A 22193-nucleotide genomic window follows, 5' to 3' on the forward strand; every position below is an offset into this window, starting at 1 on the left:
TTTAAAGTCTGAATTAAGACTTATCTTGTTTGTCCTGTACCGTGTACGTACCATTTATTGGTTACTAAATGCTGTAACCCTATTGGTCCGCGTTGGTGTAATTTATCTGTACTAATCGCCAATTCACCACCTAAACCTAATTGTCCACCATCTGTAAACCGTGTTGAAGCATTGTGATACACCGCAGCAGTATCAACATTTTCCATAAAGGTTTTAGCTTCACTTTCGTTTTTAGTGATGATAGATGAAGAATGTCCACCAGAATATTTGTTTATCATGGCGATGGTTGCTTCATTATTCTCAATTTCACCTATTAAAATTTTATAATCTAGGAATTCCTCGTACCAAATAGCATCAGAAGTTATACTTTCTAAACCGTGTGCTTTTGCAACTTCAGCATCACCTAAAACTTCAATTTTTGAATCTTTTAATTTTGAAATTAATTGCGCAACAAATTCACTTTTATTCGGAAGATTTTTATCAATCAACACCTTATCAACGGCATTACATGCCGAAATTTTAGATTTTCCGTTAAGTATAACATCAATAGCTATATCTAAATCGGCTTCCTTATGCACATACACAAAATTATTACCACGACCACTTACAATAACAGGACAACGTGCGTGTTCTTTTGTAAATGCAATTAAACGTTCGCCACCACGTGGCACAATTAAATCGAGTTGCTGTGTTGGGTTTTCTAAAAACGCTTGGGTTTCGGTTCTGTTAAACTGAAGATATTCTACCCAATCGGTTGATGCTTCATTTTCCTTTAAAGCTTGGTGCCATAACTCTACAATTTTTAAGTTAGAGCGTAAGGATTCTTTACCGCCCTTTAGTAAAATTTTGTTACCCGATTTAAATGCAATTCCAGCAGCTTCAACCGTTACATCTGGTCGCGATTCGTAAATAATTAAAACCGTACCAAACGATGCTGTTTTGTTATATACTTGCATGCCGTTTTCGTGTTTAAAGCTAAAGCGCTCAACCCCAACTGGATCATCTTGCGATGCTAAATGCTTTGCAGATTTAATCATTTCATCAACCTTAGCATCATTCACTTTTAAACGATCGAACATTGAAATATCATCGCCTTTGTAAGCGTCGCAATCGGTTTTATTAATATTAATAATTTCTTGCCTTTCTTCTTCTAAAAGTTCTGCCATTCGTAATAAAACAGCGTTTCTTTTTTCAATAGATAGTAAGGTATTCATGTGTTTTTTTCTTTTTATAGTTCGCCTAAGTGTACAATTTTTAAAACGGAATGACAATTAGGCATTTATAATGTTTTGTTAAACTTTAAAGCACCTGTTTTAAAGCCTTAAAAAAGACATCAATTTGAGCTTTTGTAATATTTAAAGGCGGTAAAATTCTGAGTAATTTTTTATTTGAAGCGCCACCCGTAAAAATATGATGGTTGTAAATTAATTGTTTTCTTAATTCACCTACTTCAAAATCAAATTCTAAACCAAGCATTAATCCGCGACCTTTTATATTCTTTATCTGTGGAATGGTTTTAGCTTCCGAAATAAAATATTCTGAAACTTCATTTACATTATCCATTAAGGCTTCGTCTTCAATAGTATTTAAAACCGATAAACCTGCAGCACATGCTAAATGATTTCCGCCAAAAGTTGTACCGAGCATGCCGTATTTTGCCTCAATATCTGGATGAAGTAAAATACCTCCTATTGGAAAACCGTTACCCATACCTTTGGCTATAGAAATAATATCTGGAGTAACATTGTAATGCTGAAATGCAAAGAATTTACCCGAACGCCCGTAGCCCGATTGTACCTCATCGGCAATAAACATGGTGTTATTGGCTTTACACAAAGCAAATACTTGTTGGTAAAAATTGGCGGTGGCTTGATCTAAACCACCAACACCTTGAATAAACTCAATAATAACAGCACAAACATCGCCTTTTTCAAGCTCCGCTTTTACGCCTGAAATATCATTAAGCTCCAGAATAGTTACCTTTTGTTGGGCATTAATTGGCGCAATAATATTTTTATTATCGGTAGCTGCAACCGCCGCCGATGTACGCCCGTGAAATCCGTTTTTAAAAGCCACAACACGCTCTTTTCCTGTTTTAAACGAAGCCACTTTTAAAGCATTCTCGTTAGCTTCGGCACCAGAATTACATAAAAATAAGTTGTAACCTTTGCAGCCAGATAACATTTCAATTTTATTGGCTAATTCAACCTGCAAAGGGTTTTGAATAGCATTAGAATAAAACCCAAGTTTATTAACCTGTTCTGTAATAGCTTTTGTATAATTTGGGTGTGCATGACCAATAGAAATTACTGCATGACCACCGTATAAATCTAAATATTCTGTTCCGTTATCATCATAAACATAAGCGCCTTTTCCAGATACAGGTGTTACGTTATATAGCGGATACACATCAAATAATGGCATTTTCTTGTTCTTGTTTTTGTATTACTAGTTGTTTGTTTTTTGCAGACTATATATTGCCTACAAAATATATATTAACCGTTTTTTATTTGATTAATTTTTTCAAAAGAGGCGTTAATGCCTTGTATTAAAGCAGAACTTAAACCTTGGTGTTCCATTTCATTTAATCCTGCAATGGTACAACCACTTGGTGTAGTTACTCTATCAATTTCAGCCTCGGGGTGTTTACCAGATTCTTTTAATAAACTTGCTGCGCCGTAACAGGTTTGTAGTGCTAGTTGGTGTGCTTCTTCGGCCTCAAAACCTAACTGAATAGCACCTTGCGTAGTAGCACGCACCAAGCGCATCCAAAACGCAATACCACTAGCACAAATAACAGTTGCTGCTTGTAATTGTTCTTCAGGAATTACCATAGTAGTTCCTAACTGATTAAATATGGTTTTTGCTAATTCAATTTTCTCTTCTCCTACACTGTTGGCAGATAAACACGTCATAGATTTACCTATAGAAATAGCTGTATTAGGCATAACACGAATTATATGTTTATCTTCACCTATAATACTTTCAATTTTTTCTAAAGAATACCCCGCAGCAACCGACATTACTAAGTGTTTTTTTGTTATTAAAGAAGCTACTTCTTTTAACACACTTTCTATATGCCTTGGTTGTAATGCAAATATTATTAAGTCTGAATTCATAACCGCCTCTTTATTGTAATTGGTTATGGTTACATATTCTTCATCAGTAAATTGCACCACAGCCGATGTATTTTTATCACTTAAATACAACGAGGTAAATGATTTATTTCCTATTAACCCCTTAGCTATAGAGCTTCCTAAATTTCCAGTTCCTATAATTGCTATTTTCATTTTATTCTTTTTTGTTGTTATTACGAAGGAAGAATGACTGAAGTAATCTTTTTAAACAGATTGCTTCGTTCCTCGCAATGACAGTCGCAGTTAAAAATAAGTCCCTTTTAGTCCTAATCCAGTAGTTTCTTCTAAACCAAACATTAAATTCATGTTTTGAATGGCTTGCCCCGAAGCACCTTTAAGTAAATTATCAATTATACTTGTAATAAGTAATTTACCTTCGTGTTTATGCAAATGCAGTAAACATTTATTTGTGTTAACCACTTGTTTTAAATGTAAAAAATCGTTGCTAACAAAAGTAAACTTTGCACTTTCATAAAAATTATTATAAAGGTTTTTAGCATCATCTACAGTGCCATCAAATTTTGTGTATAGTGTGGCAAAAATGCCTCGCGAAAAGTTACCTCTATTTGGCATAAAATTAATTTCGGAAGCAAAACTAGCTTGCAGTTGTTTAACAGACTGATTAATTTCTCCTAAATGCTGATGCGTAAACGGTTTGTAATACGAAAAGTTATTATCACGCCACGTGTAATGCGTAGTTGCAGACAATGATGTTCCTGCACCAGTTGCGCCTGTTACAGCATTAATATGCACATTATTTTGCAACAAATTAGCTTTGGCAAGTGGTAACAAACCTAACTGAATAGCTGTAGCAAAACATCCAGGATTTGCTATGTAGTTAGCCGATTCAATAGCTGTTTTATTTAATTCAGGCAAACCATAAACAAAGGTTTTACCTTCAAAAACATTATCGGCTTCTAATCTAAAATCGTTTCCTAAGTCAATAATTTTTGTGTCTTTTGAGAACGTATTTTCCGATAAAAACTTAACCGAGTTACCATGACCTAAACATAAAAATAACACATCTACATTTGGGTTAACCGTATCAGTAAATACACGATTTAAACTGCCTACTAAATCTTGGTGCACTTTACTAATTTGATTACCAGCATTACTGGTACTGTAAACAAAATCTATTTCGGCTTCTGGGTGGTTCACCAATAATCTTATCAATTCGCCGGCTGTATAACCTGCACCACCTATAATGCCTACTTGTATTTTTTTCATTTTAAAAAGTTTTTAAACTTATATTAGTGAGATGCCGAAACACCTTCAGCATAACAAAACTTACGAGTTTACTTGTTTATAAATCTTGTTTTGGTTACCAATAATTTTTATGAAACCTTTGGCGTCATCGGCAGTCCATGCTCTATTTTCCTCACCATAACTTCCAAATTTAGCACTCATTAAATCGTGTTCAGATTTTATACCATCTAACGTGAAATGGTAAGGCTTTAATGTTACCGTTACATCGCCTGAAACTTTATCTTGACTACTTTGTAAAAAAGCTTCCATATCGCGCATTACAGGATCTAAATATTGGCCTTCGTGTAAATGCATTCCATAGAAACTAGACACATATTCTTTGTGCTGTAATTGCCATTTAGTAAGCGTGTGCTTTTCTAGTAAATGATGTGCTTTTACGGTTATTAAAGCAGCTGCAGCTTCAAAACCAACACGCCCTTTTATACCAACAATAGTATCGCCCACATGAATATCTCTACCAATGGCGTATGCCGAAGCCATATCATTTAACTTTTCAATATTTACTTCAGGCGCGTTTGCTTCACCATTTAAAGCTATAAATTCACCTTTTTTAAATGTTAAAGTTACTTTTTCTTCACCTTCTTTTTGTAATTGCGACGGATACGCTTCACTTGGCAAAGGTTTTTCTGAAGTTAAGGTTTCAGCGCCACCAACACTAGTTCCCCAAAGCCCTTTGTTAACCGAATATTGAGCTTTTTCCCAAGACATATCAATACCATTAGCTTTTAAATACTCTATTTCTTCTTGTCTTGATAGTTTTTGATCTCTAATTGGTGTAATTATTTTTATACCTGGAGCTAAGGTTTGAAAAATCATATCAAAACGCACTTGGTCGTTTCCAGCACCTGTACTACCGTGCGCAATATATTCAGCATTTATACTTTTGGCATATTCAATAATTTCAATTGCCTGAACAATACGCTCTGCACTTACCGATAGCGGATACGTATTATTTTTTAACACATTACCAAATATTAAATACTTTACTACTTTATTGTAAAATGTAGCCACAGCATCAATATTTTTATAGGTTGTAACGCCCATTTTATAAGCGTTCTGTTCTATTTTACTAACCTCTTGTTTTGTAAAACCACCAGTGTTTACACTTACTGCGTGAACTTCGTATTCTTTTGAAAGACTTACGGCACAATACGATGTATCTAAACCACCACTGTAGGCTATTACTAGTTTTTTCATGTGTTTATTTTTATTTGATGTTTTTATTAAATAACTTAATGACCTTAGAGTAATTTACTTTTAAGAATTTTGTTAAACTGACCAATTTTAGATTCGAAATAAGCATTAACGTAATATTTATACTTTACCTCATCTCTAAGTTTTCCTAATTTTTCTAAAACTTCAATTAGTACTGGCGACAAATCTTTTAGGGTAATATACCTCATACCTAACAACTCGTTATTATGATGTACGGTTGCACCTTGAGCTATTGAAATAAGAAAATTTTTATTGAAATGTTTTGTTAACAAATCCATTAGTAACAAGCCTAAATTATGACTTCGGTATTGCTCATGCACCCAAAGTGATGAACGCTCAAAAACCGAAAATTTACCAACAACATGCTTATGCGCAAAAATATGCCCATAAATTTCGCCATCTTTAATAATAAGATAGCACCCATTATTTAAACGATCTAGCAACATACCAACGTTGGCATGATACATAGCTGAAAGGTTTTTGGTGCGCTCAGAAATTATTTGCAGCTGTGTGTGATCAATTTCATGAGTAAACACCACCTCTAAACCTTGTTCATCACAGTAGGCTTTGGCGTTTTCTACAATGGTATTTTTTTCAATATCCAATACGGTTTCCATTTTAATACTAATTAAACCTTATGCAAAATGCATGTTAGTGGAAATAAAAGCTTTAGGCTTTTAACTTTTTACTCTAAAATAATAACGAAAAACGAAAGCAGCGTATGCTTTCTTAAACTGAATAGCCCCTTAGGGGCGAGTTTGAGGAAAACGCACAACAATAGTTCTAGTAGTATTTACTAGAACAAAAGAGATAAGAGATATGTTGTTTCCTGTTTTCACTGAATAAACTATCTTAATTATTAACTCTAAATCGTCGGCGTGAGCCCCTTTCGTTAATATTGAGGCACAAAACTAAATATATTTTTATTAAATAAACACACCAATGTTAGTTTTTAATGAAAATTATTAAATATGTTTTTTTTAAGCCATTTTACCTTAAAAAATTCAATCAAATTCTTTTTTTACACAAAAAAAGCGCAGTAATTACCGCGCTTTCAATTTATTATGTTAAAAAACAACCTGTTTTAATCTAGCTTTCTAACCCAAATATTTCTATAACTCACTAAATCACCATGATCTTGAAGAAAAATTGGTGCTTCACCATGTGCTTTATAACTTGGTTTTCCTCTGTAAACTGTTGGCCCTTGTATTTCAAAATGGTCTTGTACTAAAACACCATTATGTAATACCGTTACCGTAGCTTTTTTAACTACATTGCCTTTTACATCAAATTCAGGTTGATGATATATAATATCGTACATATTCCATTCACCAGTTGGAACTGATGCCATTGCTAACGGAATAGACTGCTTGTAAACAGAGCCTACTTGACCATTAGAGTAAGTTTCATTGTTATTATTATCTAACACCTGTATTTCATAACGGCCTTGTAAAAACACACCACTATTACCTCGTTTTTGTCCTTTTTTATCAATGATATCAATGGGCGATTTCCACTCAATATGCAACTGTATACTACCAAATTTCTGCTTTGTAGTAATGCCTCCAGATGTTGGTTTCACAGTCATTGAACCATCAGAATTTAAAGTCCAACTAACTGTATTGTTTTTACCGTTCCAGCTATCAAAATTAGTACCATCAAACAACACTATAGCATCACTGGGAGCTAAATTATTATTACCTGGCACTACTTTTGGCACTTTGGGTTGCCATACTTCGGTTAACTTGGGATCTATGTCTTGTTGCGAAAAGCTTAAACAACTTATACTAAGTGCTAAACTTAATGTTATTATGTTTTTCATTGTTATTAAATACCTAATACACTTTTTAAATACGCTTCATCAATATCGCCTCCAGCAAAATCATCAAAACTACGTGTTGCTGCTTCAATAATATGTTTTTTTATAAAAGGTGCGCCTTCTCTAGCTCCTTGTTCTGATGATTTTATACAACATTCCCATTCCATAACCGCCCATAAATCTAAACCATAAGTAGTTAATTTTGAAAATATAGCACTAAAATCCACTTGCCCATCTCCTAAGCTTCTAAAACGTCCCGCTCTATCTTTCCAATCAGCATAACCACCATAAACGCCTTGTCTTCCTGTTGGGTTAAATTCAGCATCTTTTACATGAAACGCTCGTATTCTTTCATGATAAATATCTATAAACTGTAAATAATCTAACTGCTGAAGCACAAAATGACTTGGGTCATACAATAAATTTGCACGCGAATGATTTCCGGTAGCTTCTAAAAAGCGCTCATACGAAATACCATCATGTAAATCTTCTCCAGGATGAATTTCATAACACACATCAACCCCATGTTCATCAAAATGATTTAAAATAGGCAACCAACGGTTTGCTAACTCTTTAAAACCCATTTCAACTAATCCGTTAGGGCGTTGTGGCCAAGGATACACAGTATGCCACATTAGCGCACCTGAAAATGATGCATGCGACTTTAACCCCAAACGCCCACTTACAGTTCCACATTTTTTTACAAAATCTACAGCCCACGCTGTTCTAGCCTTAGGGTTTCCTCTAACGTGCTCTGGTGCAAAACCATCAAACATAGAATCGTAAGCCGGATTTACAGCTACTAATTGCCCTTGTAAATGTGTAGAAAGTTCGGTTATTTCCAATCCGTAAGATTGTACTTTACCTTTCAACTCATCACAATAAGTTTCACTTTCGGCAGCCGTTTCAATATCTATTAAATTACTTTCCCACGTAGGTATTTGTATACCTTTATATCCTAAATTTGAAGCCCATTGACACATACCATCCAAACTGTTAAATGGTGCTTCACTACCTGCAAATTGAGCTAAAAATACCGCAGGTCCTTTAATTGTTTTCATAATATTTTGTTGTGTTTAGTTTATGTTTTTTTGGCGTTACCACAAGGGTCGGGCTTTTATTCATGATTATTTAACCTATATTTTTGAATTCATGAACATAAATGTTTCGCCATATCTTTTTTAAACTTGTTTTTTTGTACAAATTTGCTCATGCTTCACAAATGCACTCAAACCGTCGTTTAAAAAAGGATGCAGCTGCAATCCCTAACGCAAACCTTGCCAATATTTATTCTAAATTAACTTAATTTAGTCCAAGCAGCATTGTTTTTATCACTTTCAACCGATGCGTAAATAAATTGCATACCACGCACCCCATCTTTTGCTGTTGGGTAATCTGGTTTTTCAATAATTTCACCATTTAAAACTGCTAATAAATGCGTAGCAAAGTTTTTATAAACAGTTGCAAAAGCCTCTAAATATCCTTCCGGATGACCAGCTGGAATTCTGGAAACCGCCAATGCTTCAGGATACAAATTATTACCATTAGGCGTAAAAATTTTAACCGGTTCATCTAACCAATGTGTAATTAACTGGTTAGGGTTTTCTTGGTGCCACTCTAAACTACCTTTTTCACCATACACTTTAATAGCTAAATTATTTTCTTCGCCTAAAGCAATTTGCGAAAAAGACATGGTGCCTTTAGCGCCATTTTCCATTCTAATTAGCACATTTCCATCATCATCTAAAACACGTCCTTCACCAAATCTTCCTAAATCGGCCGCTAATTCTTCAATTTTTAAACCTGTAATATATTCAACTAAGTTTTCAGCATGGGTACCAATATCACCCAAAGCACCACCAATTCCTGAACGTTTAGGATCTACCCTCCACGCCGCTTGTTTTTGGCCGGTGGCTTCAACCGCGGTACTTAGCCAACCCTGTAAATACTGTACTTGTATTTTTCTAATTTTACCAAGATCGCCATTATCAACCATAGCCTTAGCTTGTTTCACCAAAGAATTGCCTGTATAATTATGTGTTAGCGCAAACAATTTTCCGCTTTTTTCAACTATTTTCTCTAGTTCAACAGCTTCATCTAAAGTTAAAGTCATTGGTTTATCACACACTACATGAAAACCATTTTCTAAAGCCATTTTTGCTGGAGGAAAGTGCATATGATTTGGTGTTACAATGGCCACAAAATCCATTCTAACATCTTCGGGAAGTTGTTTTTCTTTCGCAATCATTTCTTCATAACTTCGGTAGCATCTATTTTCTGGCAAATACAGTGCTTTACCTGATGCTATTGATTTTTCTGCACTACTACTAAAAGCACCACAAACTAAATCTATCATCCCGTCAATAGACGCTGCTTTTCTGTGTACATCACCAATGAACGATCCGGTGCCGCCACCAATCATTCCCATTCTTAATTTTCTTGACATGTTTTATTTTATGCGTTTTCTGTTTTATTTCGTTTTTTCATATAAATATTTAACCCTAAAAAGGCCACAATTAAAATTGCTGGTAAAATAGACATGGTACGCAATGCCTCTGAGGCGCTTGCATTATCCATTAAATTACCCATAATTGGTAATACTATTGATACCGAAAACATACCTGCACCACCCATAATAGATAAGCCTAAAGCACCTGTTTCTGGCAAATATTCTGCTACGAAACCTAACATTGTTGGCCAGAAAAAAGTAACACCAACAGCAAAAACTGCTGCAGCCACAAACGTCATACCTCCACTTAAAACAGTTAACATCCACAAACCTATAAATGTAAAAATTGCAGAGTATAATAGCATGCCCGAAGGTTTTAATTTATGTACCACCTGACCCGCAAACATACGCCCTAAAGCCATAATACCATTAATAAAAGCTAGTACTAATAATGGCGCTGATACAGATTCTTTTAAAAGTGATTCTATACGTTGTGTTGTACCCAACTCTGATGCTGCTGTTAAAAACATACAAAACACCATGAATAAAAACAATGGTTTAAGTGCGCTTGAAAACATCTTTTTGTTACTTATACCTAATTGCACACGCTCTGTAACAGGCATGTTTTGTCCAAAAAACAAAACACCATAGGCTATTAACGGAATAAACAACGTACCAACCATTACTTGCCAGCTAAGGTTTAAAACATCCATTACCAACCAGCCCAAAAGCGCCCCAATTACTATACCACCGGGAAACCAAACATGGAATCTGTTTAACATTTTAGTTTTTTCTTTGGTATACATTGATGCCACCATAGGGTTTAATGCTGCCTCTACAAACCCATTACCTATACCTATAAATAACGTGGCTATAAATAATGATGTCATTGAGCTTGCCAATAATGTTAAAACAATACCTACCGCATGTGTTAAAAATGCCATCCACGTTATTCTTTTTATGCCCAATAAATCTACTAACGGCCCGCCAATAATCATAGCTATTGTAAAACCAAAAAAAGCGGGTGTAAATGCATAGCCTATTTGCTCTAAAGTTAAGCCTACGCCTTCGGGCCCAAAAACGGTTTCTAATCTGGCGCGAATTGCAAATGTCATTGCCGTTGTTATTAAAGCAAGACAACTTGCCAAAAACAGTCTGTTTTTATTAATATTCTCCATAAAAATTTAGTTAGTTAGTAATTATGATAATTGTTTGCCAACTTTAATTAGCAAATTTCTTGTTAATTCAATGCCTTTATTCTCCGGAAACTTCAATCCCTCATATTCAACACCAACGTACCCATTATACCCAACATTTTTAACCATTGTCATTACCCTATGGTAATCTATAGTGGTTTCGTTACCGTTCTCATCAAAATCATAAGACTTAGCGCTTACAGCTTTTGCAAAAGGCAATAATTGCTGCATACCTTTATATCTATCGTAATCTTCAAAACATGGGCGTACACCATTAGCATCTTTTTCACCTTTGTTTATACAGAAGTTACCAAAATCTGGAAGCGTTCCACAATTATCATTTTTTACTTTTGAAAACACTTGGTACATCCAATTTCCGTTTGAAGATAATCCTCCATGATTTTCTACTAAAACATTAATATTGGAACCTTTTGCAAACTCTGATAATTTTTGAAGTGAGTCTACAGCTACCTCTACACCATCATCAAAATTATTAGCTCCAGCAAGATTTACGCGTATTGCATGACAACCTAAAAAATGCGCAGCTTCTACCCATTTATAATGATTTTCAATGGCTTGCAAACGCTTTTTATCATCAGGCACTGCTAAATTACCCTCTCTATCAATCATTATAAGTACGTTTTGCTGACCTTCGGCATTAGCCCTTGTATTCATTTCTTTTAAATACGCCATATTTTTGGCTTTATCTTTAAAGAAACCATTTACGTACTCTAAGCCTTCACAACCTAAGCTTCTAGATTTAGCTGCAAAATCTAAATTATCCATGTCGCCTGCAAATAAGGCTCTGTGCAAAGACCATTGTGCTAATGATATTTTAAAAAAAAGGGAAGTATCTTCTGCTTTGTTGCTTTCAATAGTTTTAACTTCACTTTTTGAAGTATCTTTACATGAAGCAGCACCAAGCAACGCTAAAGCAAGACCCGATTGCCCCGCTTTATTTATAAAATCACGTCGTTTCATACCTTATATTTAGTTAGTTTAGGTTGGTAATTACGTGAAAATATACAAATAAAATATTACCTCTGTTTATTTTTATTCAGTGAAAGAATTTAAACAAAAACATTTTATAATTCTGGATAAGCAACCAAAGATTGGTTTATGCACTGTAATTTCCTAAACTCATTAGGTGAACATTTTTCATGTTTTTTAAATACTGTTGAAAAATACTGACTAGTTGTGAAACCGCACATATAAGCCACTTCACTTACAGTTAATTTTTCATTTTCTTTCAGAATTTTTTTAGACATTTCTAATCTTCGCATTGTTAAATAACGCATAGGCGTTAAATTAGTTAATTGTTTACAATGATGTGTAAACCTAGTTAAACCAACACCTGCCGATTGTGCCATTTGCTCAATAGTCCAGTTTTCAGATAAATTTTTATCCAACTCCTTCAAAAAATATTGCACACTACGTGAGCTATCGGTTAACGCCTCATTTAATTCAATTTTTTCAGTATCTAACAAATCAAGTATTAGAATAAGCAAATAATTTACCAACAAACGAATTCTAGACGCATTGCTTCCGTTTTCATCAGTATTAACTGCCATGTTTATGCGTTTAAAACAATCTCTGAATCGTTGATCTGTTTTTAAAATAGACTTTTCGTTATGCCTTAAAATAGTTGTTAAGCGGGTTAAATCTTTATTAGTTAGCGTAATCCAATCTGGCCAAACCCATTCTTGGTGTGGTCTTCGCACGCCTAAATCAATAATCACCCAATAAAATTTCCCCATTCCTATATACGGATTTCCAACTTTATGTGCCTCCCAAGGACGTGTTATTGTTAAATGATTAGGCGTTAATAACACCTCCTTGTTTTCTTGAGCATATGGCATGGTACCTGATTCTAAAAAATGAAATTCTATACCTTCATTTCTGTGCCAATCTAAACCCCAATCTTGCGGTTCATTAGCATCCCAATAACCAATACTATTAAGCCCTAAGGTATTATCATCTAACCTATCACCAGGATATGTATGTCTTGCCAGAGCTTTAAATTTTAGTTTTTTCCTGTGGTAGGCATCTATTAAAGGCAAGCAAGTATCTGCATGATACACCACGCCGTCAGCCTCATAAGGTTCTATTTGATGTATATTTATTTTCACTGAAAAAATTTAAACATTACAATGATGCAAATTAAGTATTTTTCCAATTATATTAAAAATTAACCCTATTTTGTAGGATATTATCAAAAACCACCACATTAAACTACAAAATCACAACACAAACTAAATGAGTAATAATAAATATTCTGAAACTTATGATGCTATTGTAATTGGCACGGGTATTTCAGGAGGTTGGGCAGCTAAAGAACTCTGTGAAGGCGGCCTTAAAACCTTGGTTTTAGAACGCGGCAGAATGGTTAAACACATTGAAGACTACCCTACCATGAATATGGATCCGTGGGATTTTAAACACCGTGAAAAACAACATCCAAATGCTACAAAAAATCAACATAAACAAAGCAGGCTTTGGGGCGGAAACCTAACAAAACCAGCTACCAAGCATTGGTTTGTAGACGATGTAAAACACCCCTATAACGAAGTTAAAGAATATCTTTGGATGCGCGGATATCATGTTGGCGGACGCTCAATTATGTGGGGCAAACAAAGCTACAGGTTAAGCGATTTAGATTTTGAAGCCAATAAAAAAGACGGCCATGGTGTTGATTGGCCAGTTAGATACAAAGATATTGCGCCTTGGTATGATAAGGTAGAAGCGTACATTGGCGTATCTGGCGAAAACCTAGGTTTACCTCAACTACCCGACCAAAAGCTTGAACCTCCCATGGAGCTAAATTGTGTTGAAGAAAACCTTAAAGAAAGTATTAAGAATAATTTTGAAGACGGTAGACTTTTAACTATTGGTAGAGCTGCACATATTACAAGCACCAAGCCTCATGAAGGGCGCAGTAAATGTCAATTTAGAAATCGCTGTATGCGTGGTTGCCCATTCGGAGGTTATTTTAGCAGTAACTCATGTACGTTACCTGCTGCCGAACGCACCGGAAACATGACGCTTAGACCACATTCTATAGCCTATGAAATTGTTTATGATGATACCTTAAAAAAGGCTACTGGTGTAAAAATTATTGATGCTGAAACTAAAGAAAAGTTTGAATTTAAAGCTGAAATAATTTTTTGTTGCGCATCGGCAATTGCTTCAACAGCTATTTTAATGCAATCAAAATCTGACCGATTTCCCAACGGCTTAGGTAACGATTCTGGAGAATTAGGCCATAATTTAATGGATCACCACTATGCCGTTGGAGCCTCTGCTGAAGTAGATGGTTTTAACGACAAATACTACAAAGGAAGACGACCAAACGGATTTTACATTCCTAGATTTAGAAATTTAGGAGACACAAAAACAAAAAAAGATTTTATACGCGGTTACGGTTACCAAGGTGGCGCAAGCCGAACTAATTGGCAACATGCCGTTTCTGAACTAAGCTTTGGAAAAGAGCTGAAAGAAAAAATATTAAAACCCGGTCCTTGGCGTATAGGTATGTCTGGTTTTGGTGAATGCTTACCGTATCATGAAAACAAAATCTCTTTAAATTATAATAAACCAGATGAATGGGGGCTTCCAACTATAGATTTTGATGCCGAAATTAAAGACAATGAAATTAAAATGCGTGAAGACATGAGAGACCAAGCCGTAGCCATGCTAAAAGCTGCTGGTTACAAAAATGTAAAAGGCCACTTAGGTAAAGCAATACCCGGAGCTTGTATTCACGAAATGGGAACTGCCAGAATGGGGCATGATCCAAAAACATCAGTTTTAAACAAATATAATCAAGTGCATACTTGTAAAAATGTATATGTAACAGATGGAGCTTTTATGACATCTTCGGCATGCCAAAACCCATCATTAACATATATGGCATTTACAGCCAGAGCCGCTAATCATGCAATAAAAGAATTCAATAAAAATAAAAACAGTTAAATTATGAATAGAAGAACAGCACTTAAAAATTTAACTGCAAGCATTGGCTACACCATTGCAACACCTACTATACTAAGTATTTTATCATCTTGCAACAATAACAACCCTACTTGGAAACCTCTATTTTTATCTGAAGATGAAAAACATATTGTTACAAATTTAGCTGATATTATTTTACCAAAAACCGAACTTCCCGGTGCTTTAGATGTTAACATTCCTCAGTTTATTGATTTAATGTATCATGACATAGAAACAACTGAAAACAAGAATATATTTAAAAAAGGCGCTTCTTTATTTACTGAAAAAGCCATATTAAACTCAAAGAAACCCATATCTGAACTTTCTAAAAAAGATTTCAGCATACTTTTAAATTCATATTTTAATGTTTCAGAAGAAGATTCAAAAAACATTATAAACCAACTAAAAAACCACGTAAAAAACATTCCACAAACTAAACAAGATACCTATTACATATACAAATTTCTTTACACTGTTAGAGAATATACCATTTTTGGATATTGCACCTCAGAACAAATAGGCGAAAACGTATTAGCTTATGATCCTGTTCCAGGCATTCAATTAGGATGTATTTCTACAGAAGAAACCAATGGTAAAGCGTGGTCTTTGTAATTTAAGTTAAACTAATTATGAAATCAATAAACGAAACATATGATGCTATTGTAATTGGCACAGGTATTTCAGGAGGTTGGGCTGCCAAAGAACTCTGTGAAGGCGGCTTAAAAACCTTGGTTTTAGAACGCGGCAGAATGGTAAAACATATTGAAGACTATCCTACCATGAATTTAGACCCGTGGGACCAAGAATTAAAAGGAAATATTTCTGCTGAAGAATTAAAAAAATACCCAAAACAAAGCAGAACAGGTTACACCGTAAAAAACGAGAGCAAACACTGGTTTGTTAATGATTTAGAACATCCTTACAACGAAACTAAACGTTTTGATTGGATGCGCGGTTACCACGTTGGCGGTAGGTCTATTATGTGGGGCAAACAAAGTTATAGGCTAAGTGATTTAGATTTTACAGCAAATATACGTGACGGCCACGGTATTGATTGGCCCATACGCTATAAAGATATTGCGCCTTGGTACAGCCATGTAGAAAAATTTATTGGTGTTAGCGGTGAAGCTTTGGGCCTACCACAATTACCCGATAGTGTTTTTGAACCTCCAATGGAACTAAATTGTGTTGAAGAACACCTAAAAGAAAGTATGGCAACTAAATTTGGGCGTGTACTAACCATTGGTAGAGTTGCACACATAACAAGCAATACAGCCAGAGAAGGCCGTAGCCGATGCCAAAGTAGAAATCGCTGTATTCGCGGTTGTCCTTTTGGTGGCTATTTTAGCAGTAACGCTTCTACATTACCAGCCGCCGAACGCACCGGAAATATGACATTGAGACCACATTCTATTGCTTATGAAATTGTTTATGACGCCGACAAAAAGAAAGCAACGGGTGTTAAAATAATTGATGCCGAAACTAAAGAAAAACTTGAATTTAAAGCTGATATTATTTTTTGTTGCGCATCAGCTATGGCATCAGCTTCTATTTTATTACAATCAAAATCTGACAGGTTCCCAAATGGCTTAGGAAATGATTCTGGTGAGTTAGGTCATAATATCATGGATCATCACTTAGGAGCTGGAGCTTCTGGAAAAATTGATGGTTTTGAAGATAAATATTACTACGGAAGAAGGCCTAATGGCGTTTACATACCAAGATTTGTTAATTTAGGCGACAAAGCTTCTGAAAACAAAAACTTTTTAAGAGGCTACGGCTACCAAGGTAGAGCTACAAGAGGCGACTACACAGAATCTACCGAAGAATTAGCTTACGGCGCCGCTTTTAAAGAAAAAATGTTAGAACCCGGAAATTGGCGTTTAGGTATTGGTGGTTTTGGCGAATGTTTACCTTACCATGATAATAAAATGAGTTTAGATTATAATAAACTAGATCAATGGGGATTACCAACCATTACATTTGATGCCGAATGGAAGGAAAACGAATATGCCATGAGAAAAGACATGATTGCACAAGCAGTTGCCATGTTAGAACAAGCAGGTTTTAAAGACATTCAAACCAGAGACCAACCAAAAGCTCCGGGTATAGGCATACATGAAATGGGAACTGCCAGAATGGGGCATGATCCTAAAACATCAGTGTTAAACAAATACAACCAAATACATACCGTACCAAATGTGTATGTAACTGATGGTGCCTGTATGACATCGGCTGGTTGTCAAAATCCGTCACTTACGTATATGGCACTTACCGCAAGAGCTGCTAATCATGCTATTAAACAATTTAAAGCCCAAAACACATGAATCGTAGAAACGCACTAAAAAACATTGGTTTATCTTTGGGGTACGCTGCAGTGGCACCAAGCGCTTTAAGTATACTACAAAGTTGCACTTCGGAAATTGAAGTATGGACTCCAAAACTTTTAACTGTAGATCAAGGGTTTGTTTTAAAAAATATTATTGATTTAATTTTACCAAAAACCGAGGCTTCTCCTGGCGCTTTAGAGGTTAATGTGCCTGAATTTATAGATTTGTTAGCTTTTAAATCGTATAACAAAAAAGATCAAACAAAATTTATAAAAGAAATAGACACCTTTATTTTAGAACTAGCACCTAATAAATCCGATGATTTTTCTATTTCTGATATAAAAACAGAAACTTACGATGCTCTTTTAGCTAAATATTTAAAATCTAAACCCGAAACACGTAAAAGCTTCAACAAAAACGAAAGCATAGTATTTAATGGACTAAAAAGTATCCGATCAAAAGCTGTTTGGGCTTTTAAAAACAGTGAATTGGTTGGCGAAAAAGTATTAGCTTACAATCCTGTTCCAGGCCCCGATAAAGGTTGTGTAGATTTGCAAAATACCACCAAAGGAAAAGCATGGTCATTACAAAGATAAACTTATGAAACTATTCAAAATAATTTTTATACTAATTACCTTTATTAGTGTTATAGCGTGTAAAAACAACACAAAAAAAGAACTTAAAACACCCCAGCAATCTAGCGCTGAAAAATGGATAAAACTATTTAATGGTAAAGATTTAGATGATTGGATAATTAAAATTAAAGGTTATCCGGCTGGCGATAATTACAATAATACTTTTATTGTTAAAAATGGTATTTTAAAAGTAAACTATAATAAATATAACGATACTTTTAACAACACTTTCGGGCATATTTACTACAAAAAACCTTTTTCTAATTACCGTTTTAGAATGGATTACAGATTTGTAGATAAACAATTAAGCGATGGTGCTGCTTGGGCCAACCGCAATAGTGGTATTATGATACATTGCGAAGACCCAAAAAAAATAGGGCTAGACCAAAACTTTCCTGTTTCAATTGAAGTACAACTTTTAGGTGGTAATGGCGTTGATGAACGCACTACCGCTAATCTTTGTACACCCGGCACCAATGTTATTATGGATAACGAATTAATAACCGAGCATTGTATAACATCTGCTTCAAAAACCTATCATGGAGAACAATGGGTTAATATTGAAATTGAAGTTAGAAATGATTCTATTATTAAACACTTTATTAATGGTAATGAAGTTATGCGTTACTATAAACCACAGTATGGAGGTGGAAATATAGACTACAATGTTGCGCATTGGAAATCTTTAGAAGGGCAACCTCTAAAATCTGGTTACATTTCTTTGCAAAGCGAAAGCCATCCCGTTGAATTTAAAAATATTGAAATTTTAGAATTGGAATAAATAAAACACAAACTTTTATTAAATATCAATTTTTAAAATAGCTGTACATTTACAAGCAAAAAAATTAATAATGCGTAAAAAACAAAAAATTACCAATATAATTTTATGCTTAACATTTATAGCATTTGCTATAATTCAACTTAATGACCCAGATGGCTTGCTCTGGTTTTCAATATATTTTATTGTTGCTATTTTATGTTTAGCTCCTAGTTTTAAAAAAATGCCTATTTACCTTTACTGGCTAATCTTTTTTAGCTTAATTAGTTATGCAGCTTTTCATTTTTCTTTATTTATAGATTACCTCCAAACAGATAACAAAGAAGAAATTTTTGGTAAAATGGTTTACGAAAAACCATACCTTGAAGGCTCTAGAGAATTTTTAGGCCTATTAATTGCTGCTGCAGCTATCTTCTACCAAATAAAAGCCAATAAAAAGTAATACTTTTGTTCAAAATATTTCACTGAATAATTACACACATTATTTGCGTTTATATTTTGCATTTTTGTGTGTTAACTAAACTAAACTCTCTCTATAAATTAAACAATGATTACCTTAAAAAAAAACGCACTTTATTTTATTTTTATTTTATTGACCAATATAGCATGGTCTCAAGTTTCAATAAGCGGTTACGTTTACAACAACCATAAAACAGCCATTGAAGGCGCACATATTTTAATACAACCAACAAACCAAACAAGTTTAACAAATTATGATGGAACATTTAATGTTCAAAATATTTCAGCCGGAAATTACACGTTAAAAATTTCGTACTTAGGCTACAAAACCATTAGTAAAGTAATTGAAGTTAAGAATAACGATATTACTCTAGAATTTAATCTAGAGCCCGATTTACTTAACCTTCAAACCATTGTTGTTACAGGATCATTCAATCCTAATAAAACAATTGAAACCAGTACATCGGTTAGCACATTAACCCAAAAAGATATTCAAAACACATTCCCTAGAGGCACTGCTAATTTACTACAAAACATAGCTGGCACGTTTACCGATGCTTCTGCTGGTGAGGTGTTCACTAGAGTTTACACGCGAGGAGTATCAGCTTCCGCCGAAGACGACATGGGATGGTATTATGTTTCTTTGCAAGAAGATGGCCTACCTGTAAGTTTGGTGCAACACTCGTACTATTCACCCGATTTATTTCACAGAACAGATATTACAACACAAAAAGTTGAAGCTTTAAGGGGAGGAAATGCATCTGTTACCGCAATGAACGCTCCTGGAGGCATTTACAATTTTATTTCAAAAGGTGTAAACGAAACTTTTGGAGGTGAAATTATTGCTTCAACTGGTATTCAAGGTGAAGATAACAATCCTATTTATAGAATTGATGCCAATTTAAGCGGGCCACTAGGTAACAATTGGTATTTTAACCTTGGTGGTCATTACAGGCATGATGATGGCGCCAGAAATACTAATTTTACGTTTAGCAAAGGCGGGCAAGCCAAACTAAACCTTATAAAAACCAACAAGAACGGATATTTTAAATTCTACGGAAAACTTTTAGATGATTACACCAACCGCTACACTGGTGTTGCTGCTACAAATTGGAATGACCCTAAGCCTGCTTTTGGCCAAAGTTTTAGTTCAACAGCATTAATGATGCCATCGTTTGATGTAGAAATTCCCGACGGAAGAAATCCAGATAAAACCAATAGTTTCAACCCTTCTAAAGGTGTACACGCACAAGATTTTGCTTTAGGTTTTGATTTTTCTCAAAATATTGGCAACAACTGGACTGTTAAAAACAATATTAAATTTTCAACAAAAAAAGCTAATTGGCAAACATCAATTAGTAACGCATTTGTATCATTAAATGATCCTACCGCCTATTTTGTTAGTGGTGCAGACTATCCTATTGGCCAAGTAGTTTTTAACGATGCACAATCTGGCACCGAACTAGCCCGCGTTGATAATAGCACTATTTTATCGGGTGGCTCATTTCAGTATTTAACAAACGGTAGCCTACCAAACGATGCTATTATGGGAACTTCAGCATGGTATAAAGATATTTCTGCTGATGAATTAATGAACAATTTTGTACTTCAAAAGCAACTAAAAAATCATACCATTTCTACCGGATTATCACTTGGCTTTTCTAAAACAGACCATTTTACCCAAGGTAGTTTTGCTTATGTTACTTATGAGCCAAACCCTAAAATGCTGCAAGTTACGTTACAAAACCCTAACCAACCCATAGTTGCATTATCTGATGCCAAAGGCGCTAGTAACTACGGTGGTTTATTTTATGTAAACACAAATGCTAATGTTAACCAAATTGCAACTTTTATAAACGATGAATGGAATATTAACCAAAACCTACGCGTAGATGTTGGTTTACGCCTTGAAAACATTACCCACAAAGGTAGCAAAGACCAACATGCCCCATTGGGATTAGACGGCGGTGTTGATGGCAATGAGAATACTGCTTATGATAACAGCCTTAAAGGACCAACTGGTGAAACTGATGATTTTAATTTTAATTACAATTATATTTCCTATTCCGCAGGTTTAAATTATAGTTTAAGTACAAACGCTGCTATTTTTGGCCGCTTTTCTAGAGGAAATAAGGCTCCAGAATTAAATTACTATTTTAATAATTTTGATAATGTACCAATTAATGGCAAGGGCGAAGTTCAAAAAATCACACAAATTGAAACTGGCTTAAAACTAAGCTCTAAATCTGTTTCATTTACAAGTACACTTTTTTGGAGCGAACTAAAAAATATTGGCTCTAGCAATTTTGAATTTGACAGTAATACTAATACCGTTTTTTATACACCTATTCAATTTAACACCTCTAGATCTTTAGGTTTTGAATGGGAAAGTATTGTAACCCCAATTGAAAATATAGCGTTTAAATTTAATGGTGTTTTACAAAACCCTAAAGCCGAAAAATGGCGTATTTATAATGCTGCTGGTACAGTAGACACAAACGACGACACGGTTACAAATTACTCTGGAAACCAATTAGCTTTCAACCCTAAATTAATGTTTAACTTAGGTAGTTATTACAATAACAACACACTTTCGGCATTTTTTAATTGGCAATATATGGGCAAAAGAGAAGGCAATGCAGCTAACGCCTTTCAGCTAGACGCTTACAGTACTTTCAATACAGGTATTGGTTATAAAATTACAAAAAACCTATCTGCTAACTTGGTTATAAATAACTTATTCAACTCTGAAGGACTTGCTAACTTTTTTGGTGCTAACAGTTTTGGTGCAAGTGCTAATGGTGTTACCAATGATTTTGTACAAGCAAATCCAGATGCTAGTTTTGTTGTTGTACCAATTTTACCAAGAAGCTCTCTAATAAACCTAAATTATATATTTTAATTCATGAATTAAACAAC

Annotated in this window: 19 protein-coding genes; 7 read left to right on the plus strand and 12 right to left on the minus strand. The window is 34.6% G+C overall.

Going from position 1 to position 22193, the window contains the following annotated elements; all coding sequences use genetic code 11:
• Window positions 1-20: 20 nt before the first annotated feature.
• From FUA26_RS14625 to FUA26_RS14680, 12 genes are all read right to left on the minus strand, one after another.
• Window positions 21-1232 carry a glutamate-5-semialdehyde dehydrogenase gene (locus tag FUA26_RS14625; protein WP_262712140.1) on the minus strand — a complete coding sequence of 404 codons (1212 nt, stop codon included), beginning with the start codon at window positions 1230-1232 and terminating at the stop codon, window positions 21-23.
• Between the two features lie 67 nt (window positions 1233-1299).
• Window positions 1300-2424 carry an aspartate aminotransferase family protein gene (locus FUA26_RS14630; RefSeq protein WP_147137776.1) on the minus strand — a complete coding sequence of 375 codons (1125 nt, stop codon included), beginning with the start codon at window positions 2422-2424 and terminating at the stop codon, window positions 1300-1302.
• A gap of 71 nt (window positions 2425-2495) precedes the next feature.
• Entirely contained in the window at window positions 2496-3290 is a 795-nt protein-coding gene (gene proC, locus FUA26_RS14635; RefSeq protein WP_147137779.1) for a pyrroline-5-carboxylate reductase, read from the minus strand.
• Window positions 3291-3380: 90 nt separating this feature from the next.
• Window positions 3381-4364: an N-acetyl-gamma-glutamyl-phosphate reductase gene (gene argC, locus FUA26_RS14640; RefSeq protein ID WP_147137782.1), complete on the minus strand. Its 984-nt coding sequence runs from the start codon at window positions 4362-4364 to the stop codon at window positions 3381-3383.
• Window positions 4365-4424: 60 nt separating this feature from the next.
• On the minus strand, window positions 4425-5600 hold the full coding sequence (locus FUA26_RS14645) for an argininosuccinate synthase (protein ID WP_147137784.1): 1176 nt from the start codon (window positions 5598-5600) through the stop codon (window positions 4425-4427).
• A 44-nt stretch (window positions 5601-5644) separates the two neighbouring features.
• A complete protein-coding gene (locus FUA26_RS14650) occupies window positions 5645-6235 on the minus strand; it encodes a GNAT family N-acetyltransferase (protein WP_147137787.1) in 591 nt (196 codons plus the stop codon).
• Between the two features lie 467 nt (window positions 6236-6702).
• Entirely contained in the window at window positions 6703-7440 is a 738-nt protein-coding gene (locus FUA26_RS14655) for a 3-keto-disaccharide hydrolase (protein WP_147137791.1), read from the minus strand.
• 5 nt (window positions 7441-7445) lie between these two features.
• The gene (locus FUA26_RS14660; RefSeq protein WP_147137794.1) at window positions 7446-8498 is read right to left on the minus strand and encodes a sugar phosphate isomerase/epimerase family protein; all 1053 of its coding nucleotides are present in this window, start codon (window positions 8496-8498) and stop codon (window positions 7446-7448) included.
• 236 nt (window positions 8499-8734) lie between these two features.
• The gene (locus FUA26_RS14665; RefSeq protein WP_186826926.1) at window positions 8735-9883 is read right to left on the minus strand and encodes a Gfo/Idh/MocA family protein; all 1149 of its coding nucleotides are present in this window, start codon (window positions 9881-9883) and stop codon (window positions 8735-8737) included.
• Window positions 9884-9891: 8 nt separating this feature from the next.
• Window positions 9892-11064, minus strand: coding sequence for an MFS transporter (locus FUA26_RS14670; protein WP_147137796.1), 1173 nt, complete (start codon window positions 11062-11064; stop codon window positions 9892-9894).
• A 21-nt stretch (window positions 11065-11085) separates the two neighbouring features.
• Complete coding sequence (locus FUA26_RS14675) at window positions 11086-12063, minus strand: sugar phosphate isomerase/epimerase family protein (protein ID WP_147137799.1); 978 nt, start codon at window positions 12061-12063, stop codon at window positions 11086-11088.
• A 104-nt stretch (window positions 12064-12167) separates the two neighbouring features.
• On the minus strand, window positions 12168-13211 hold the full coding sequence (locus tag FUA26_RS14680; protein ID WP_147137802.1) for a helix-turn-helix transcriptional regulator: 1044 nt from the start codon (window positions 13209-13211) through the stop codon (window positions 12168-12170).
• 127 nt (window positions 13212-13338) lie between these two features.
• Between FUA26_RS14680 and FUA26_RS14685 the strand changes: the two genes are divergently transcribed.
• From FUA26_RS14685 to FUA26_RS14715, 7 genes are all read left to right on the plus strand, one after another.
• Window positions 13339-15054, plus strand: a complete 1716-nt coding sequence (locus FUA26_RS14685; protein WP_147137805.1) for a GMC oxidoreductase — start codon at window positions 13339-13341, stop codon at window positions 15052-15054.
• A 3-nt stretch (window positions 15055-15057) separates the two neighbouring features.
• Window positions 15058-15684: a gluconate 2-dehydrogenase subunit 3 family protein gene (locus FUA26_RS14690; RefSeq protein ID WP_147137808.1), complete on the plus strand. Its 627-nt coding sequence runs from the start codon at window positions 15058-15060 to the stop codon at window positions 15682-15684.
• 17 nt (window positions 15685-15701) lie between these two features.
• Window positions 15702-17399: a GMC oxidoreductase gene (locus tag FUA26_RS14695; RefSeq protein WP_147137811.1), complete on the plus strand. Its 1698-nt coding sequence runs from the start codon at window positions 15702-15704 to the stop codon at window positions 17397-17399.
• Window positions 17396-17998, plus strand: a complete 603-nt coding sequence (locus FUA26_RS14700; protein ID WP_147137813.1) for a gluconate 2-dehydrogenase subunit 3 family protein — start codon at window positions 17396-17398, stop codon at window positions 17996-17998. The genes FUA26_RS14695 and FUA26_RS14700 overlap by 4 nt, the downstream gene beginning before the upstream one ends.
• 4 nt (window positions 17999-18002) lie before the next feature.
• Window positions 18003-18818 carry a 3-keto-disaccharide hydrolase gene (locus tag FUA26_RS14705; RefSeq protein WP_147137816.1) on the plus strand — a complete coding sequence of 272 codons (816 nt, stop codon included), beginning with the start codon at window positions 18003-18005 and terminating at the stop codon, window positions 18816-18818.
• Window positions 18819-18888: 70 nt separating this feature from the next.
• Window positions 18889-19257, plus strand: coding sequence for a transmembrane 220 family protein (locus tag FUA26_RS14710; protein WP_147137818.1), 369 nt, complete (start codon window positions 18889-18891; stop codon window positions 19255-19257).
• Between the two features lie 105 nt (window positions 19258-19362).
• A complete protein-coding gene (locus FUA26_RS14715; RefSeq protein WP_147137821.1) occupies window positions 19363-22176 on the plus strand; it encodes a TonB-dependent receptor in 2814 nt (937 codons plus the stop codon).
• Window positions 22177-22193: the final 17 nt, after the last annotated feature.

The organism is Seonamhaeicola algicola, from assembly GCF_007997385.1.
GTDB lineage: Bacteria > Bacteroidota > Bacteroidia > Flavobacteriales > Flavobacteriaceae > Seonamhaeicola > Seonamhaeicola algicola.

Coding starts and splice junctions, on each gene's coding strand:
- FUA26_RS14710 (WP_147137818.1), top strand. CDS start 18,889: ATGCGTAAAAAACAAAAAATTACCAATATAATTTTATGCTTAACATTT.
- FUA26_RS14675 (WP_147137799.1), bottom strand. CDS start 12,063: ATGAAACGACGTGATTTTATAAATAAAGCGGGGCAATCGGGTCTTGCT.
- proC (WP_147137779.1), bottom strand. CDS start 3,290: ATGAAAATAGCAATTATAGGAACTGGAAATTTAGGAAGCTCTATAGCT.
- FUA26_RS14660 (WP_147137794.1), bottom strand. CDS start 8,498: ATGAAAACAATTAAAGGACCTGCGGTATTTTTAGCTCAATTTGCAGGT.
- FUA26_RS14665 (WP_186826926.1), bottom strand. CDS start 9,883: ATGTCAAGAAAATTAAGAATGGGAATGATTGGTGGCGGCACCGGATCG.
- FUA26_RS14655 (WP_147137791.1), bottom strand. CDS start 7,440: ATGAAAAACATAATAACATTAAGTTTAGCACTTAGTATAAGTTGTTTA.
- FUA26_RS14650 (WP_147137787.1), bottom strand. CDS start 6,235: ATGGAAACCGTATTGGATATTGAAAAAAATACCATTGTAGAAAACGCC.
- FUA26_RS14715 (WP_147137821.1), top strand. CDS start 19,363: ATGATTACCTTAAAAAAAAACGCACTTTATTTTATTTTTATTTTATTG.
- FUA26_RS14700 (WP_147137813.1), top strand. CDS start 17,396: ATGAATCGTAGAAACGCACTAAAAAACATTGGTTTATCTTTGGGGTAC.
- FUA26_RS14630 (WP_147137776.1), bottom strand. CDS start 2,424: ATGCCATTATTTGATGTGTATCCGCTATATAACGTAACACCTGTATCT.
- argC (WP_147137782.1), bottom strand. CDS start 4,364: ATGAAAAAAATACAAGTAGGCATTATAGGTGGTGCAGGTTATACAGCC.
- FUA26_RS14685 (WP_147137805.1), top strand. CDS start 13,339: ATGAGTAATAATAAATATTCTGAAACTTATGATGCTATTGTAATTGGC.
- FUA26_RS14690 (WP_147137808.1), top strand. CDS start 15,058: ATGAATAGAAGAACAGCACTTAAAAATTTAACTGCAAGCATTGGCTAC.
- FUA26_RS14645 (WP_147137784.1), bottom strand. CDS start 5,600: ATGAAAAAACTAGTAATAGCCTACAGTGGTGGTTTAGATACATCGTAT.
- FUA26_RS14705 (WP_147137816.1), top strand. CDS start 18,003: ATGAAACTATTCAAAATAATTTTTATACTAATTACCTTTATTAGTGTT.
- FUA26_RS14695 (WP_147137811.1), top strand. CDS start 15,702: ATGAAATCAATAAACGAAACATATGATGCTATTGTAATTGGCACAGGT.
- FUA26_RS14670 (WP_147137796.1), bottom strand. CDS start 11,064: ATGGAGAATATTAATAAAAACAGACTGTTTTTGGCAAGTTGTCTTGCT.